The following is a 15,252-nucleotide window of genomic DNA, read 5'->3' on the forward strand; positions in this document are numbered from 1 at the left end:
GCCGTCCCGATGCCGCAAAGCGACAACCTGAACCGCCGTATCCTCCTCGCCGCCCATCCGCGCGGCTTGCCGACGCCGGCCGATTTCCGCCTGGAACAAGCCGCCGTTCCCACGCCTGCGCAAGGCGAGGTGCTGCTGCGCACCCTGTACTTGTCGCTCGATCCGTACATGCGCAACTTGATGGACGAGGTCGGCCCCGCCTATGCCGACGCGGTGCCGCTGGGCCAGCCCATGGTAGGCGGCACCGTCAGCCGCATCGTCGAATCCCGCAACCCGGCTTTTCGCGCCGGCGACCTGGTGCTGGCCGACGCCGGCTGGCAGGATTTCGCGCTGTCGGACGGCGCCGGCTTGCTGCCGTTGCATGGCATGGCCCAGCCCTCGCTGGCGCTGGGCGGCCTGGGCATGCCGGCGTTCACTGCCTATGTCGGCCTGCTCGATATCGGCCAGCCGCAAGCAGGTGAAACGGTAGTGGTGGCGGCCGCCACCGGCGCGGTCGGCTCGGTGGTCGGGCAGATCGCCCGGCTCAAGGGCGCGCGCGTCGTCGGCATCGCCGGCGGCGCCGACAAGTGCCGCTATGCCACGGAGGAGCTCGGCTTCGACGCCTGCCTGGACCGCCGCGACCCGCAACTGGCCGAACGGCTGCGCGCCGCCTGCCCGGACGGCATCGACGTGTATTTCGAGAACGTCGGCGGGGCGGTATTCGATGCGGTCCTGCCCCTGCTGAATATCGGCGCCCGCGTGCCAGTGTGCGGGATCATCGCGCATTACAACGACGAGGCGCCGCCCGCCGGCCCGGACCGCCTGCCGGAAACCATGGCGATCGTGCTGCAACGGCGCATCCGCGTGCAAGGGTTCATCATCCTGGACCATTACGCCGACCGTTTCGAGGCGTTCCGCCGCGACATGACCGAGTGGCTGGACAACGGCCGCATCAAGCTGCGCGAAGACCGCGTGGACGGCCTGGAGAACGCCCCCGCCGCCTTCATTGGGCTGCTCGAGGGCCGCAACTTCGGCAAGCTGATCGTGCGCGTTGCCGACGCCTGACGCCGGCACTGGCGGACGCGGCCCTGGCTAGCCCTGCCCCAGCAGGTCCAGGTCGACCGGCAGGGCGCGGTTCAGGGCCGTCGCCACCTTGACCCGCAGGTCGTTGGTGTGCGCGCGGCGGATTTCGCGCTTGACGTCCAGCAACTGCTGGGGGTGCATGGAAAACTCGGTCAGCCCCAGGCCCAGCAGCAGCCGCGTCAGGCGCGCATCGCCGGCCATCTCGCCGCACACGGCGACCGGCTTGCCGGCGCGCACGCCGGCATTGATGGTATTGGCCACCAGGCGCAAAACGGCGGGATGCAAGGGATCGTACAAACTGGCGACGTCATGGTCGCCGCGGTCGATCGCCAGGGTGTACTGGATCAGGTCGTTGGTTCCGATGGAAAGAAAATCCAGCGCCTGGGCGAACGGCTCGATGGCAATCGCGATGGCCGGCACCTCGACCATGGCGCCCACCTCCAGGCGTTCGGCGTAGGCCTGGCCGCGCGCATCCAGTTCGCGGCGGGCGGCCTCGATGGCGGCCAGGGCCGCCGTGACCTCGTGCATGTGCGTGACCATGGGCAACAGCAGCCGCACATGGCCATGGGCCGAAGCGCGCAGAATGGCGCGCAGCTGCGTGGCGAACATTTCGGGCCGGGCCAGGCAATAGCGGATCGCGCGCTGCCCCAGCGCCGGGTTGGTGGCGACCGTCGCCTCATCGTCCAGTGTCTTGTCGGCGCCCAGGTCGAGGGTACGGATGGTGACGGGCCGGCCGCCCATGATGCGCGCCACCGACGCATAAGCCTGGTATTGCTCTTCTTCGTCGGGCAGGGTCTGGCGCCCCATGAACAGGAACTCGCTGCGGAACAGGCCGATGCCGTCGGCGCCCGCCGCCAGGGCCGCGGCCGCCTCGTCGGGCAGCTCGATATTGGCGTTGAGCACGATGTCGATGCCGTCGAGCGTGACGGCGCGCTCGTCGCGCAACAGCGCCAGCTCGGCGCGCTCCTGCGCGTACGAGACCTGGCGATCGCGATATTCCTGCAGAATGCGCGGCGCCGGGTTGACCAGCACGACGCCCGCGGCGCCGTCGACCACCAGCGTGTCCCCATCGCGCACCAGGTCACGCACGTTGCCCAGCGCGACCACCGCCGGCACGCCCATGCTGCGCGCCACGATCGCGGTGTGCGAGGTGGGCCCGCCGAGGTCGGTGACGAAGGCGGCGAAGCGCCCGCCGCGCAGGCGCAGCATGTCGGCCGGCGAGATGTCGTGCGCCACCACCACCAGCGGGTCGTCGCCGTCCAGATCGCCGGCGTCGGGCAGCATGGCCGAGCTGCCGGACAACACCTGCAGCACGCGCTCGATGACCTGCCGGACATCGGCACCGCGCTCGCGCAGGTATTCGTCCTCCATGGCGTCGAACTGCTCGCCCAGGATCTGCCCCTGGGTAGCCAACGCCCATTCGGCGTTGTAGTGGCGTTCGGCGATCAATGCGGCGGTCTGCTCGGCCAGCAGCGGGTCGGCCAGCAGCAGGCGGTGCACGTTGAGCATGGCCCCCAGTTCGCGCGGCGCATCGGACGGCAGGCTGTCGGCCAGTTGCAGGAGATCGGCCTGGGCGGTGGCCAGCGCCTGCGTCAGGCGCGCGCTCTCGGCGGCGACGTCTTCGGGCGCGATGCGATAGTGAGCGACTTCGAGCGAAGCGGCCCCCATGACGACCGCGCGGCCGATGGCGTAGCCGCGCGCCACGCCCTTGCCGTGCAGGGCCACCACGGCGCAACCCGTTCCCGCCGGTGCGGGAGCGGACGGTTCTGCTGGCGCGTTATTCGTGCTCACCGAATTTGCTGTCGAACAGGTTCTGTATCTCGGAAAGCGCCTGGTCGGCGTCGCCACCCGAGGCTTCGAGCCGGACGGTGACGCCTTGCCCGGCGGCCAGCATCATCACGCCCATGATGCTCTTGGCATTGACTCGCTGCGCGCCGCGGGAGATGAAGATTTCGCTGCCGAACTTGCTGGCCAGTTGCGTCAGTTTGGCGGCCGCCCGCGCATGCAGGCCCAGCTTATTGGAGATGACGATGTCTGAAATAGGCATAGAAATAAAGTGATCACAGCCCGGCATGGCCATTCCCGCCGCGGCATCCGCATGCCGCCTTACGGCCCGTGCCATGCACCGACATAATAGGGCAAAAAACGCCCCGTCAGTCTACCCGCAGACAGCCCTGCACGCCGCCCGCCAGCGCCTTTTCGCGGGTCTCCGCCAAGGTCAGGTGGCGGGACGTCAGCGCCCGCAGCAGCATGGAGGTATTCAGGCCCGCCACCACGCAGCATTGGGTGCCCAGGGCCTGGGCCTCGGACACCGCGCGCTTGGCGGTATTGGCCGGCGTCGCGCCGATCAGGTCGGTCAGCACCAGCACGCCGTCGCCGCTGTCGGCGGCCCGGATGTCGCGCAACAGGGCCGGCGCCGCCTCCTCGGGGGAGTCGTCCGGCTGGATGTCGTGCACGGCCATCTGCACGGCGGCCTCGCCCAGCACGTGTTCGGCGAATTCCCGCATGGCCTGGCCCAGCGGGGCATGCACGACGATGACAATCCCGGTCATGGAAACCCCGCCTTCACGCCGTGGCGCGCTCCAGAGCAGTGGCGAACATGCCGGCGACATCGAAGCCCGTTTGCTCGGCGATCTCGACGAAACAGGTGGGGCTGGTCACATTCACCTCGGTGACGTAATCGCCGATGACATCCAGGCCCACCACCAGCAGCCCGCGTTCGGCCAGGCGCGGCGCCACGATGGCGGCGATCTCGCGGTCGCGCTCGGACAGCGGTTGCGCCACGCCCCTGCCGCCGGCGGCCAGGTTGCCGCGCGTCTCGCCGGCCAGCGGGATGCGCGCCAGCGCATAAGGCACGGCTTCGCCGCCGATCAGCAGGATGCGCTTGTCGCCCTGGACGATCTCGGGAATGTAGCGTTGCGCCATGATCGTGCGCGCGCCGTCGTCGGTCAGGGTTTCCAGAATGGCGTTCAGGTTGGGCTCGACCGCCTGCAGGCGGAAGATGCCCGTGCCGCCCATGCCATCCAGCGGCTTGACGATGACGTCCTGGTGGCGCGCATGGAAGGCCTTGAGGCGGGCCATGTCGCGCGTGACCAGCGTCGGGGCGGCCAGTTCGGAGAACTCGGTAATGGCGAGCTTCTCGGGATGGTTGCGGATCGCCGCCGCATCGTTGAAGACCTTGGCCCCTTGCGCCTGCGCGTACTCGAGCATGTGCGTCGAGTAGACATATTCCATGTCGAACGGAGGGTCTTTGCGCATCAGTACGGCGCCGTACTGCGACAACGGCGCATCCTGGGCCGCGCCGGTGTCGCGCCACCAGTCGTGGCCATGCAGGTCGGCGCCCTCGACCAGCTCGATGGGCGTGGCGCGCACCTGCACCACGCCGTCGTCGATGAAAAGATCGCCCTGCAAAGCCACGCTGAGCGTATGGCCGCGCGCGACAAGCGCGCGCATCATGGCGACCGAACTATCCTTGTACGCCTTCAGGCGGGGCAAGGGATCGATTACGAATAAGACGTGCATTGTGATATCCCGGACGCGCGCCGTGCGGGAACACCGGCGCGCCGAACCGACATCGTAGCGTAAATGGACGCCGGCCGCCGATGCGCGATGCGGCCCGGCCCGCCGGACGCGGGGCGGGCCTGCCGGAGCGGCGCGTCAGCTTGCCGAGTCGCCTTTGCCGGGGCTGCTCTTCTTGCGCGGAGCCAACACCATGACCATCTGGCGGCCTTCCAGCTTGGGCATCGCCTCGACCTGGGCCAACTCGGTCAGGTCGTCGCGCACGCGCTCGAGCACGCGCATGCCCAGTTCCTGGTGGGCCATTTCACGGCCGCGGAAACGCAGCGTGACCTTGGCCTTGTCGCCCTCTTCCAGGAAACGGCGCAAGTTGCGCAGCTTGACCTGATAGTCGCCTTCGTCGGTGGCAGGCCGGAACTTGACTTCCTTGACCTGGATGACCTTCTGCTTGGCGCGGGCTTCAGCCTGCCGTTTTTGTTCCTGGTACTTGAACTTGCCGTAGTCCATCAGACGGCACACCGGGGGATCGGCGTTGGGCGCGATTTCCACCAGGTCCACGTCGGCTTGTTCGGAAAGACGGAAAGCTTCGGCCAGCTTGACGATGCCCAGTTGCTCTCCGTCCAGACCTATCAGGCGCACCTCGGGAACGCGGATTTCACCGTTGATGCGATTGGCTTTTTCAGTGGCGATGTTGACGACTCCTAAAAGATTTAAGTAGCACTGCTTTCGGGTTGAACGACATTGCGGCGCGCGGCGACATCCTCGGCCAGGCGGGCGGCGAAATCATCGAGCGCGATGACGCCCAGATCGAGCCCCCCCAGGCCGCGAACGGCAACCGTGCCATTCTGCTTTTCCTTGTCACCCACGACAAGAATGTACGGAACCTTTTGCAGGCTATGTTCGCGGATTTTACGAGTGATTTTTTCCCCGCGCAAATCCGACTGGACCCTAAAGCCTTGTTTTTTCAGGGTTTGTGTGATTTGTGCCGCATAATCGGCGGAAGGCTCGGAAATGCAGCACACCACCGCCTGCACGGGGGCCAGCCACGGCGGCATCGCGCCTGCGTGGTTTTCGATCAGCATGCCGATAAAACGCTCCAGCGAACCCAGGATGGCCCGGTGCAGCATGACGGGCGCGCGCCGCTGGTCGTTGGCGTCGACATACTCGGCGCCGAGCCGCACCGGCATGGAAAAATCCACCTGGATCGTGCCGCACTGCCAGTGCCGGCCGATGGCGTCCTTGAGCGTGTATTCGATCTTCGGGCCATAGAAAGCGCCCTCGCCCGGGGAAATCTCGAACTCGCAGCCGGTGCGCCGCAGGCTTTCCATCAGCGCGGTCTCGGCCTTGTCCCAGATCTCGTCGCTGCCAATGCGCTTGTCCGGACGGGTCGCCACCTTGTAGAGGACTTCGGTGAAGCCGAAATCGCGGTAGACCTTCTGCAGCAGCGCGGTGAAGTCGGCGCACTCGTCCTGCAACTGGTCCTCGGTACAGAAAATATGGCCGTCATCCTGCGTGAAGCCGCGCACCCGCATCATGCCGTGCAGCGAACCCGACGGCTCGTTGCGATGGCACTGCCCGAATTCGCCGTAGCGCAGCGGCAGCTCACGGTACGAATGCAGCCCGGCGTTGAAGATCTGCACATGACCGGGGCAGTTCATCGGCTTGAGCCCGTACACGCGGTTCTCGGACTCCGTCGTGAACATGTTCTCGCGGTAATTGTCCCAATGGCCGGTCTTTTTCCAGAGCGAGATATCGAGGATCTGCGGCGCCTTGACTTCCTGGTAGCCATTGTCGCGGTAGACGCCCCGCATGTATTGCTCGACTTGCTGCCACAGCGTCCAGCCCTTGGGGTGCCAGAAAATCAGGCCGGGCGCCTCGTCCTGGAAATGGAACAGGTCCAGGTCGCGGCCGATCTTGCGATGATCGCGGCGCTCGGCCTCTTCCAGCATGTGCAGATAGGCTTCCTGCTCTTCCTTGGTGGCCCAGGCGGTGCCGTAGATGCGCTGGAGCATCTCGTTGTTGCTGTCGCCGCGCCAGTAGGCGCCGGCCACCTTCATCAGCTTGAAGACCTTCAGCTTGCCGGTCGACGGCACGTGCGGGCCGCGGCACAGGTCGATGAAATTGCCCTCGCGGTACAGGCTCAGTGTTTCATTGGCCGGGATGGAGGCAATGATCTCCGCCTTGTAGTGTTCGCCGATGCTCTTGAAATACGCCACCGCGTCGTCGCGCGTCCACTCCTCGCGCGTCACGACCTCGTCCTTGCGGGCCAGCTCGGTCATTTTCTTCTCGATGGCGGCCAGGTCTTCGGGCGTGAACGGCCGCTTGTACGAAAAATCGTAATAGAAGCCGTTCTCGATGACGGGGCCGATGGTGACCTGGGCCTCCGGAAACAGCTCCTTCACGGCGTATGCCAGCAGGTGGGCGGTCGAATGGCGGATCAGGTCGAGCCCGTCCGGGTCCTTCGCGGTGACGATGGCCAGCTGGGCGTCGTGCTCGATGCGGAAGCTGGTGTCCACCAGCCTGGCTTCGCCGCCGGGCGGCGTGACGCGGCCGCCCAGCGCGGCCTTGGCCAGCCCGGTGCCGATGGACTGCGCGACCTCGGCGACCGTGACCGGTCCCGGGAACTGACGCTGCGAACCATCGGGCAATGTGATCTGTACCATCGGAAATTTCCTGGCGAAAAAACGACAAACGCGGCTATCAGCCGCGTTTCGTCTGGTTGCTTGTTGAGCCTTACCGTCTGCCTGACACGGCGGAACCCGACACTGGATAAAACTAACGCGACAAGGGGCGGAAGTTTCCGGTCGTAGTTCGGGTCAGGCGAAGCATCATGCTTGGGGGTCATCCGGACGCGGCGCGCAACACGCGCGCCGACCGTCAAACATTGTAGCACTACTGGCCGCCCGCTCCCGGGGGGCCGAGCCGGCCGGCGCGCCATGCGCCTATACGCCGATGGCTCCACCCTGGCAATTGTGCGGGCCCCAAGTCCGAAATGTCTGACACAAGACCAGTCTTATTTATTCAACACTGCCTTAAAACCGCCCCGCTTCTTCAGTACCCTGCGGGTAACACCGCGCCGACGGCGCTGCCGTCTCCTGCCACACGCCATGATCCACCCCTCTTTTTCCGCGACCCCGGCTCCGCCCTCGGTATCCGCCCCGCCCGCTTCCGCGCGGCGCTACCTGCTGCTCTCGCGGCCGCGCCAGCGCCTGCGCGTCGCCATCCTGGACGACCACCCCGTCATCACCCTCGGCGTGGCGGCCTATCTGCGGGCCCAGCCCGATTTCGACATCCTGCACGCCGAAACCACCGCCGACGGCCTGCTCGAAGGCCTGAAGGAACAGCCCTGTGATGTCGCGGTGGTCGATTTCTACCTGCCCAACCAGGCGTGGGACGGCATGAACTTCATCCGCCGCCTGCGCCGCCTGTATCCCGGCCTGGTCGTCATCACGTTCTCGGCCGGCAAGCCGGCCGAAACCGAATACGCCGCCTTCCGGGCCGGCGCGGCCGGCTACCTGCCCAAGACCGCCTCGATGGCGGCGCTGGCCGACGTGATCCGCGCCGCGGCCCACCGGCCGCGCGGCTTCGTCGCCTACGAAGACGGCGCCTTGCGCACCTCGCCGCCACGGCACCCCGACTCGCGCCTGACCACCGCGGAAATCGAAGTCCTGCGCCAGATCGCCCAGGGGCGCTCGGTAACCCAGGTCGCCGCGCGCCTGCTGCGCAGCAAGAAAACCATCAGCACCCACAAGCGGCGGGCCATGCGCAAGCTCGGCCTGGCCGACGACCTGGCGCTCGCCCTTTACCTGAACGAGAAATTCGACCAGAACACCGGCCCGTGAAGCGCATGCTCAACCTGTCCACCGTGCTGGCGTTGTATCCCGATGCCGCCGGCCGCCGGGCGTTCCTCGAGCTGTCGCTGGCCCAGGCCCGGGCCGACCTGGCCGCCATTCGCCAGGCCGTCGCAGCCGGCGACTACGTTGAGGCGCGGCAGCAGACGCATCGCGCCAAGGGCACCGTCAGCTTCCTGGGCACCGATCCCGACGCCATGCGGCACCTCGATGCCCTGACCGCAGCACTGCGGGCCGCGGACCCGGCGCGCATCGCCCTGGCGCACGCCCCGGCGGAGGCCAGCCTGCAGCAGCTCGAAGCCGAACTGCTGCGGCAGCTCGCCGCCATTCCGGCCGCCTGAGCCGGCCTGCCGCGTCAGGCTTCCAGGTGCGGCCGCATCAAGGTCTCGAACCAGTCCAGGAACACCCCCAGGCGCTCGGACCGCTGGCGCCTGTGCGGATACAGCAGCGATATCGGCATGGACGGGGGCCGGTGATCCGGCATGATCTCGACCAGGTCGCCCGATTCCAGCAGATGCCTGACATCGAAGCGCGGTATCTGGATCATGCCCGCGCCCGCCAGGCAGCAGGCAATGTAGCTCTCGGCATTATTCACGATGACCCTGCTGGGCACTTCCATTGCGTGCAGGCCGCCGTTGCCCGCCAGGTATTCCCAGGGCGACTCCCGGCCCGTGCGCGCCGCAGCGTAGCCCACCGACCAGTGGCCCTTGCGCAGGTCCGCCGGCCGCACCGGTTCGCCATGCTCGCGCAGGTATCCGGGGCTGGCGCAATTGATCAAGGCCACCTGCCCCAGCGGCCGCACCACCAGGCTGCTGTCATGCAGCGCGCCAACCCGCACGGCGCAATCGACGCCTTCACGCACCAGGTCGATGGCCCGGTCGGATGAGCCCAGGTATATCTGCAGCGCCGGATGGCTGCGCAGCAGCCCAGGCAGCGCGGGTGCGATCAGCCGCCGGGCGATGCGGCTGGGCACGTCGATATTGAGCCGGCCCGCCACCTGCCGCTGGCTGCCCTGGAACAATTGATCGATATCTTCCAGGTCGGCCAGCAGCGGGCGCAGGCGTTCGAGCAATTGCATGCCGTCGGCGGTCAGTCGAACCTGGCGCGTCGTACGGTGCAACAGGCGCACGCCGACCTGCGCTTCCAGTTGCTGGATGGCGGCGGACACGGACGCGCGCGGCAAACCCAGCCGGTTGGCCGCCTTGATGAAACTGCCCATCTCCGCCACCTGCGCGAAGACGCGATATTGCTGGAATCTGTCCATGCGCTCCGATTATGCGCGGCCGGGCCCATGCGGGCCCCGTTTCGACGCTACCTCCTGCGCCACAGCAGCCACGCCGCCGCCACGGGAATGCCGAACAGCACCGCGTGAATGGGCAGCTCTTCGGCCAGTGAGTAGCCATGCGACAGGCCGGTGGCCAGATTCCAGCATGACGCACCCAGCCAGACCACCGTGAACGCGCCGGCAGCCAGCGTGCGGCGGCTGGCCGGCGCCAGCCGCAGGAACAGCACAGCCAGCACGATTCCCACTGCGATCAGGACCAGGGTGCGCATGTCAACCTCACTTGGTGGTGTAGCCGCCGTTGATCAGGATGGTCTGGCCGGTCATCCACCACGTATCGCTGACCAGGTGCCGGATGAACGGCACGACGTCCTCGATGTGGGTCAGGCCGGTCGGCGTGAAGGGCGATAGCGCCGCGGCAGTCTTGTGGTATGCCACCGCGTCGTCGCTCTCGGCCGGGTAGAAGAAGGGAGTGTCCATGGGACCGGGGCCCACGGCGTTGACCGAGATGCCGCGCGCGCCGAACTCCTTGGCGGCGGCGCGCGTGTAGTGCTCCACGGGCGCTTTGGTGCCCGCGTAGGCGGAATAGAACGGCGTGAAGGCGCCCAGCAGCGAAGTGACCAGGGTCACGACCTTGCCATTGTCATTGACGTGCTTGCCCGCTTCTTTCAGGAAGAAGAACGCCGACTTGCTGTTGATGGCGGTCATCTCGTCGTATTCCGCCTCGGTAATTTCAGTGAAAGGCTTCTTGAGCACCTTGCCGACCGTGTTGATGGCGATGTCGGGCCGGCCCACGGCGGCGATGGTATCGGCGAACAACTTCTCGACCGCGCCTGCCGTGGTCAGGTCGCCTTGCAGCGCGACGGCCTGGGCGCCGGCCGCCTTGACGGCCGCCACGGTGTCATCGGCGGCGGCCTTGGACGCATCGCTGTTGTAATGGACCACGACGGCGCGGGCGCCGTGCCCGGCCAGGTCGCGGGCGATCAGCCCGCCCAGATTCTTCGCGCCGCCGGCGATCAGCGCCACTTTGCCCTTGATGGAATGGTCAGCCATGGAAAGCCTCCTTCAGGTATCGATGGAGCTGCCAGATTAGGTCCACCGGGCGGCGCGATAAACCAGTGAAGTCTGGATAGATTATCCAGAAATGGCGACCAATGAAAGTACCGGGCTCGACGGCCCGGGCCCTGCGGCAATGGCGCGGCGGCGGCGCCCCATGCGCGCCATGGCGGTATGCTTGCATTATGGTCCATTGGCGGCCATCCCGCGCCGCATGGCGATCATTTGCAATACTTGACGAATCCCATGGCAAATATCTCCGACATCAGGCTGCGTCCGCTCGAACGCGGCGACCTGCACTTCGTGCATACCCTCAACAACAACGACGCCATCATGCGCTACTGGTTCGAGGAGCCCTATGAAGCCTATGACGAGCTCGCCGCACTGTACGACCGCCATATCCACGACCAGTACGAGCGCCGCTTCATCATCGAACACGAAAGCGGCAAGCCGGCCGGGCTGGTCGAACTGGTGGAAATCAACTACATCCACCGGCGCGCCGAATTCCAGATCATCGTCGCCCCGGCCTTCCAGGGACGCGGCTACGCCAAGCGCGCCACCCGCATCGCCGCAGGCTACGCCTTCCGGGTGCTCAACCTGCACAAGGTCTACCTGGTCGTGGACAAGGACAACCAGGCAGCCACCCACATCTACCAGGGATGCGGCTTCCAGATCGAGGGCGAGCTGAAAGAGGAGTTCTTCTCCAACGGCCGCTACCGCGACGCCTATCGCATGGCGTTGCTGCAACAGGACTACCTGGCCGCGTACGGCCCAGCGCCGGACGAGGCCTCGGTGCTGCACGACCGCGGCTAGCCGACGACCATGGGCCTGGCTGCCGACTGCCGCGCCTGGGCCGCGCGCCTGAAGCGCGATGCGCTTACCCTCTGGTTCGCGGCGCGCCACCCGCGCACCCCCTGGTACGCCAAGGCCCTGGCGGCATTCGTGGTCGCGTATGCGCTCAGCCCCATCGACCTGATCCCGGACTTCATCCCCGTGCTCGGATTGGTCGACGACGCGCTGCTGCTGCCGGCCCTGATCTGGCTCGCGGTCCGGTTGACACCGGCGGACGTGCTGGCGGCATGCCGGGCCGAAGCCGCGCAATGGCTGGCCAGTTCGCGACAACGTCCCAAGAGTCGCGCCGGCGCCGTTGTCATCGTGGCGCTCTGGCTGGCAGCGGGGTTGGCAGTGCTGTACGGCGTGGCCGCCTGGCGCGGCTGGATCGCGGAATAGGCCGGATGCGTCCATGTGCGCACTCCCTCGGTGGGCCGCGCAAATCCAAAGAATCGTCAAGAATCGCCAATTCTTGCGAATTCAGACACGTTCTGTGGCATTCGGCGGCCGTGTGCATTATCTGATTGCATATGGACGCCGATTTATCGACGCCGGCTTCATTAGACTGGGTCAGGTCGAAACTTCCATTGGCAATCCGATGAAGCTGCTCAACGATACTCAGCGCGTCCAGAGCCTGCGTCCGCGGGTCATCGAAATCGACTACGGCCTGTTCCGCGGGTACGTAGACATCCAGGACCACAGCCCGAACGCCGGCACATCCAGCAAAGCCCAGTATTGCCGCACTGCCGTCCCGTCCCGCGAACTGGCCGAACGCCAGGCACTGGAACTGGCGCGGCGGCTGGGCACCCAAGCCAGGCAGGCCGGCGCATCCACGCACTTGATGTGCGACAGCCTGGGCGACGGCCTGGCGGGCCGGCGCGAGCTCGACGGCATTCCCGCATCGCTGCTGCGGCGAGAGGCCGGCCGCGCGACGGCACGCAAGCACTTGCGCGCCGTGGCCTGATCTGCAGCGCCGGTTCGCCGGCGCTTTTTCATTCCGGCACGCCATTTGCTACGCCCTGCCGCAAGCGGACATTGAACCGACCGCGGTACGACGGGGAACAGACAAATGGCGAAACACCGCCCTTACCGGATCGGCATTTCGGGCTCATATGGCGGCCTCAACCTGGGCGACGAGGCCATACTCGAGAGCATCGTCACGCAACTGCGAGCCAGCACGGCGGCGGAGATCACGGTGTTCTCACGCAACTGCCAGGACACCGAGGCGCGGCACCAGATCGACCGCGCCGTACCCGTACGTGAACTGAGCCGCGAACAGGCCCGCCAGGAAGTCGCGCGCCTCGATGTGTTCATCCTGGGCGGCGGCGGCATCCTGTTCGACGGCGAGGCCGATATTTACCTGCGCGAGGTGCTGCTGGCCAATGAGCTGGGGGTGCCGGTGATGGTCTACGCCGTGAGTGCGGGACCGTTGTCGCGCACTTCCAACCGCGAACTGGTATGCGATGCGCTCAAGTCCGCGGCGGTGATCAGCGTGCGGGACCGGCAAGGTTTCCGCGTGCTGGAGGAAGCCGGCCTGCAACGGGAAATGCACATTACCGCCGACCCCGCCCTGCTGATGAAAGCCCGGCCCTTGCCCAAGACCGCCTTGACGCGCGAAGGGCTGGACCTATCGAGGCGGCGGATCGGATTCTCCGTGCGCGAACCGGGGCCGGCCGCGCCCGGGATCAGCGTCGATCACTATCACGAACTGCTGGCGAATGCGGCTGACTTCATGGTGCAGCGCTTCGACGCCGATGTGGTTTTCATTCCGCTGGAGCGCGGCAACCAGGACCTGCAGCACAGCCATGCCGTGGTGGCGCGCATGCAATACGCCCAGCACGCGACAGTATTGAAGGGCCAGTACAGCGCCGGCCAGTTGATGACCATCATGGGCGGCTTCGAGTTCTGCGTCGGCATGCGGCTGCACTTCCTGATCTTCGCCGCGCTGCAGGGCGTACCGTTCGTGGCGCTGCCGTATGCGTCCAAGGTGACTGGCCTGCTCCAGGCCCTGGACATGGAGACACCGCCCTTGCACGACGTCAGCCCCGGCCAGCTGCTCGCCTCGATCGACCACTCGTGGGACTTCCGGGCCAAGATCCAGAAACACATCCGCCAACGACTGCCGGCGCTGCAGGAACGGGCGCGCGAGAACCATACCCTGCTCATGAACCTGCTCGACAGCCTGGCGCCGGCCGGACCAGGCGAGGAAGAGGACTGACATGCCCATGCTCCAGAAGCCCGCCGCCATGCCGGAACTGACCCTGCCCGCGCGCCGGGCCGGCCTGGCCGCCGAGACCGACGTGCTGGTGGTGGGCGGCGGGCCGTCCGGCATCGGCGCGGCGCTGGGCGCCGCGCGCGCCGGTGCGGATGTGATCCTGGTCGAGCGGTACGGCTTCCTGGGCGGCAACGCCACGGCGGCGCTGGTCATGCCCTTGATGTCGTTCCATACCCAGCGTCCCGTCTTCGAAAAACTGGGCGTGACCAACCTGCTGCCCAACGACCACGGCCCCGGCCATCCGGTCATCGCCGGCGTGCTCAAGGAACTGCTCGAGCGGCTGGTGCAAAGCGGCGGCGCGGTGGCACCCTCGCTCGACACCGGATACGTGGTGCCGTTCGACCCGGAACTGTTCAAATGGGTGGCGCTCGAACTGCTGGACCAGGCCGGCGTCTGCATGCTGTTCCATGCCTTCGCCAGCGGCGTGGTCGGCGATGGCGGGGTCGAAGGCGTGATCTTCGAAACCAAGAGCGGCCCGCTGGTCGTCAAGGCAAAAACCGTGGTCGATTGCACCGGCGACGGCGACATCGCGGCGCTGTCCGGAGCCAGCTATGAAATCGGCCGCGCGACCGACGGCCTGGTCCAGCCCATGACGCTGATGTTCCGCATGGCGGATTTCAATCCGGCGTCCTTCCAGGAGTATGTCCGGCGCAACCCAGCCCAATGGCGCGGCGTGCACGGCTTGTGGGACCTGGTCCAACAGGCCTCCGCCAATGAGGAACTCGACCTGGCCCGGGAAGACATCCTGTTCTTCGCCACGCCCCACCCGCGCGAAGTGAGCGTGAACTCGACCCGTGTGACCCGGGTATTGGGCACGGACGTATGGGACTGGAGCCTGGCCGAATGGGAAAGCCGCCGGCAGATGAACCAGCTGGTGCGCTTCCTGCGCAGATATGTGCCCGGCTTCGAAGAAAGCTATGCGGTGCAGAGCGGCGTCCACGCCGGCGTGCGGGAAACGCGCCGCATCGTCGGCGAATACCAGTTGACCGCCGACGACCTGCTGAACGCGCGCAAATTCCCGGACGCGATCGCGCGCGGCACGTATCCGGTGGACATCCACAACCCCGCCGGCAAAGGCACGACGCTCAGGCGCATTCCGGAAGAAGACGCCTACGACATTCCGCTGCGAGCGCTGATCCCGCAGCGTGTCGACGGGGTGATCGTGGCCGGACGCTGTATTTCGGGCACGCATGAAGCGCATTCTTCATATCGGGTGATGCCCATTGCAATGGCCACCGGCCAGGCGGCAGGCGTATGCGCGGCGACAGCGTCCCGCGCAGGTATCGTGCCGCGGGATGTGCCGGCCGGAGAGGTGCAGGAAGAACTGCGGCGGCAGGGGGCGAATCTGGATCGGACGTGAAGCGCCCTTACCAGGCCAT

General features: G+C 66.7%; 17 protein-coding genes. 8 read left to right on the top strand and 9 right to left on the bottom strand.

The window, feature by feature from the left end; all coding sequences use genetic code 11:
- Positions 1–9 precede the first annotated feature (9 nt).
- The gene (locus tag CAL24_RS13800) at positions 10–1,044 is read left to right on the top strand and encodes an NADP-dependent oxidoreductase (protein WP_094806976.1); all 1,035 of its coding nucleotides are present in this window, start codon (positions 10–12) and stop codon (positions 1,042–1,044) included.
- A gap of 27 nt (positions 1,045–1,071) precedes the next feature.
- Here the strand turns inward: CAL24_RS13800 and ptsP are convergent, their stop codons facing one another.
- The 6 genes from ptsP to thrS form a co-directional block, all read right to left on the bottom strand.
- Positions 1,072–2,781, bottom strand: coding sequence for a phosphoenolpyruvate--protein phosphotransferase (ptsP, locus tag CAL24_RS13805; RefSeq protein WP_283162977.1), 1,710 nt, complete (start codon positions 2,779–2,781; stop codon positions 1,072–1,074).
- A gap of 58 nt (positions 2,782–2,839) precedes the next feature.
- The gene (locus CAL24_RS13810) at positions 2,840–3,109 is read right to left on the bottom strand and encodes an HPr family phosphocarrier protein (protein ID WP_012249738.1); all 270 of its coding nucleotides are present in this window, start codon (positions 3,107–3,109) and stop codon (positions 2,840–2,842) included.
- Between the two features lie 106 nt (positions 3,110–3,215).
- Positions 3,216–3,614 carry a PTS sugar transporter subunit IIA gene (locus CAL24_RS13815; RefSeq protein WP_094806977.1) on the bottom strand — a complete coding sequence of 133 codons (399 nt, stop codon included), beginning with the start codon at positions 3,612–3,614 and terminating at the stop codon, positions 3,216–3,218.
- 13 nt (positions 3,615–3,627) lie between these two features.
- A complete protein-coding gene (gene gshB, locus CAL24_RS13820) occupies positions 3,628–4,584 on the bottom strand; it encodes a glutathione synthase (RefSeq protein WP_094806978.1) in 957 nt (318 codons plus the stop codon).
- A 135-nt stretch (positions 4,585–4,719) separates the two neighbouring features.
- The gene (infC, locus tag CAL24_RS13825; protein WP_038853921.1) at positions 4,720–5,268 is read right to left on the bottom strand and encodes a translation initiation factor IF-3; all 549 of its coding nucleotides are present in this window, start codon (positions 5,266–5,268) and stop codon (positions 4,720–4,722) included.
- Between the two features lie 20 nt (positions 5,269–5,288).
- On the bottom strand, positions 5,289–7,241 hold the full coding sequence (gene thrS, locus CAL24_RS13830) for a threonine--tRNA ligase (RefSeq protein ID WP_094806979.1): 1,953 nt from the start codon (positions 7,239–7,241) through the stop codon (positions 5,289–5,291).
- Between the two features lie 444 nt (positions 7,242–7,685).
- Here thrS and CAL24_RS13835 point away from each other — a divergent pair, with 444 nt between their 5' ends.
- Positions 7,686–8,420, top strand: a complete 735-nt coding sequence (locus CAL24_RS13835; protein ID WP_038853918.1) for a response regulator transcription factor — start codon at positions 7,686–7,688, stop codon at positions 8,418–8,420.
- Entirely contained in the window at positions 8,417–8,770 is a 354-nt protein-coding gene (locus tag CAL24_RS13840; protein ID WP_094806980.1) for a hypothetical protein, read from the top strand. Before CAL24_RS13835 ends, CAL24_RS13840 begins: the two co-directional genes overlap by 4 nt.
- A gap of 14 nt (positions 8,771–8,784) precedes the next feature.
- On the opposite strand, the gene CAL24_RS13845 is transcribed toward CAL24_RS13840, so the two are convergent.
- The 3 genes from CAL24_RS13845 to CAL24_RS13855 are packed head-to-tail and all read right to left on the bottom strand — an operon-like array spanning position 8,785 to position 10,764.
- Complete coding sequence (locus CAL24_RS13845) at positions 8,785–9,693, bottom strand: LysR family transcriptional regulator (RefSeq protein WP_028355651.1); 909 nt, start codon at positions 9,691–9,693, stop codon at positions 8,785–8,787.
- Positions 9,694–9,740: 47 nt separating this feature from the next.
- Positions 9,741–9,983, bottom strand: a complete 243-nt coding sequence (locus tag CAL24_RS13850) for a hypothetical protein (protein WP_028355650.1) — start codon at positions 9,981–9,983, stop codon at positions 9,741–9,743.
- Between the two features lie 7 nt (positions 9,984–9,990).
- Positions 9,991–10,764, bottom strand: a complete 774-nt coding sequence (locus CAL24_RS13855) for an SDR family oxidoreductase (protein WP_028355649.1) — start codon at positions 10,762–10,764, stop codon at positions 9,991–9,993.
- Between the two features lie 249 nt (positions 10,765–11,013).
- On the opposite strand from CAL24_RS13855, the gene speG reads away from it, so the two are divergent.
- The 5 genes from speG (at position 11,014) to CAL24_RS13880 (ending at position 15,233) form a co-directional block, all read left to right on the top strand.
- Complete coding sequence (gene speG, locus CAL24_RS13860) at positions 11,014–11,580, top strand: spermidine N1-acetyltransferase (protein ID WP_028355648.1); 567 nt, start codon at positions 11,014–11,016, stop codon at positions 11,578–11,580.
- 9 nt (positions 11,581–11,589) lie between these two features.
- On the top strand, positions 11,590–11,997 hold the full coding sequence (locus CAL24_RS13865) for a YkvA family protein (protein ID WP_028355647.1): 408 nt from the start codon (positions 11,590–11,592) through the stop codon (positions 11,995–11,997).
- 199 nt (positions 11,998–12,196) lie between these two features.
- The gene (locus tag CAL24_RS13870; protein WP_028355646.1) at positions 12,197–12,562 is read left to right on the top strand and encodes a hypothetical protein; all 366 of its coding nucleotides are present in this window, start codon (positions 12,197–12,199) and stop codon (positions 12,560–12,562) included.
- A 105-nt stretch (positions 12,563–12,667) separates the two neighbouring features.
- A complete protein-coding gene (locus CAL24_RS13875; RefSeq protein WP_094806981.1) occupies positions 12,668–13,816 on the top strand; it encodes a polysaccharide pyruvyl transferase family protein in 1,149 nt (382 codons plus the stop codon).
- 7 nt (positions 13,817–13,823) lie between these two features.
- Positions 13,824–15,233 carry an FAD-dependent oxidoreductase gene (locus CAL24_RS13880; RefSeq protein ID WP_212591736.1) on the top strand — a complete coding sequence of 470 codons (1,410 nt, stop codon included), beginning with the start codon at positions 13,824–13,826 and terminating at the stop codon, positions 15,231–15,233.
- Positions 15,234–15,252: the final 19 nt, after the last annotated feature.

Origin of the sequence: Bordetella genomosp. 2 (genome assembly GCF_002261345.1) — a bacterium.
GTDB lineage: Bacteria > Pseudomonadota > Gammaproteobacteria > Burkholderiales > Burkholderiaceae_B > Bordetella_A.

Bases quoted from the DNA above. Each gene is read 5' to 3' on its own strand.
- CAL24_RS13800 (WP_094806976.1), top strand. From the start codon at position 10: ATGCCGCAAAGCGACAACCTGAACCGCCGTATCCTCCTCGCCGCCCAT.
- CAL24_RS13810 (WP_012249738.1), bottom strand. From the start codon at position 3,109: ATGCCTATTTCAGACATCGTCATCTCCAATAAGCTGGGCCTGCATGCG.
- CAL24_RS13815 (WP_094806977.1), bottom strand. From the start codon at position 3,614: ATGACCGGGATTGTCATCGTCGTGCATGCCCCGCTGGGCCAGGCCATG.
- gshB (WP_094806978.1), bottom strand. From the start codon at position 4,584: ATGCACGTCTTATTCGTAATCGATCCCTTGCCCCGCCTGAAGGCGTAC.
- thrS (WP_094806979.1), bottom strand. From the start codon at position 7,241: ATGGTACAGATCACATTGCCCGATGGTTCGCAGCGTCAGTTCCCGGGA.
- CAL24_RS13835 (WP_038853918.1), top strand. From the start codon at position 7,686: ATGATCCACCCCTCTTTTTCCGCGACCCCGGCTCCGCCCTCGGTATCC.
- CAL24_RS13845 (WP_028355651.1), bottom strand. From the start codon at position 9,693: ATGGACAGATTCCAGCAATATCGCGTCTTCGCGCAGGTGGCGGAGATG.
- CAL24_RS13850 (WP_028355650.1), bottom strand. From the start codon at position 9,983: ATGCGCACCCTGGTCCTGATCGCAGTGGGAATCGTGCTGGCTGTGCTG.
- CAL24_RS13855 (WP_028355649.1), bottom strand. From the start codon at position 10,764: ATGGCTGACCATTCCATCAAGGGCAAAGTGGCGCTGATCGCCGGCGGC.
- speG (WP_028355648.1), top strand. From the start codon at position 11,014: ATGGCAAATATCTCCGACATCAGGCTGCGTCCGCTCGAACGCGGCGAC.
- CAL24_RS13865 (WP_028355647.1), top strand. From the start codon at position 11,590: ATGGGCCTGGCTGCCGACTGCCGCGCCTGGGCCGCGCGCCTGAAGCGC.
- CAL24_RS13870 (WP_028355646.1), top strand. From the start codon at position 12,197: ATGAAGCTGCTCAACGATACTCAGCGCGTCCAGAGCCTGCGTCCGCGG.
- CAL24_RS13875 (WP_094806981.1), top strand. From the start codon at position 12,668: ATGGCGAAACACCGCCCTTACCGGATCGGCATTTCGGGCTCATATGGC.
- CAL24_RS13880 (WP_212591736.1), top strand. From the start codon at position 13,824: ATGCTCCAGAAGCCCGCCGCCATGCCGGAACTGACCCTGCCCGCGCGC.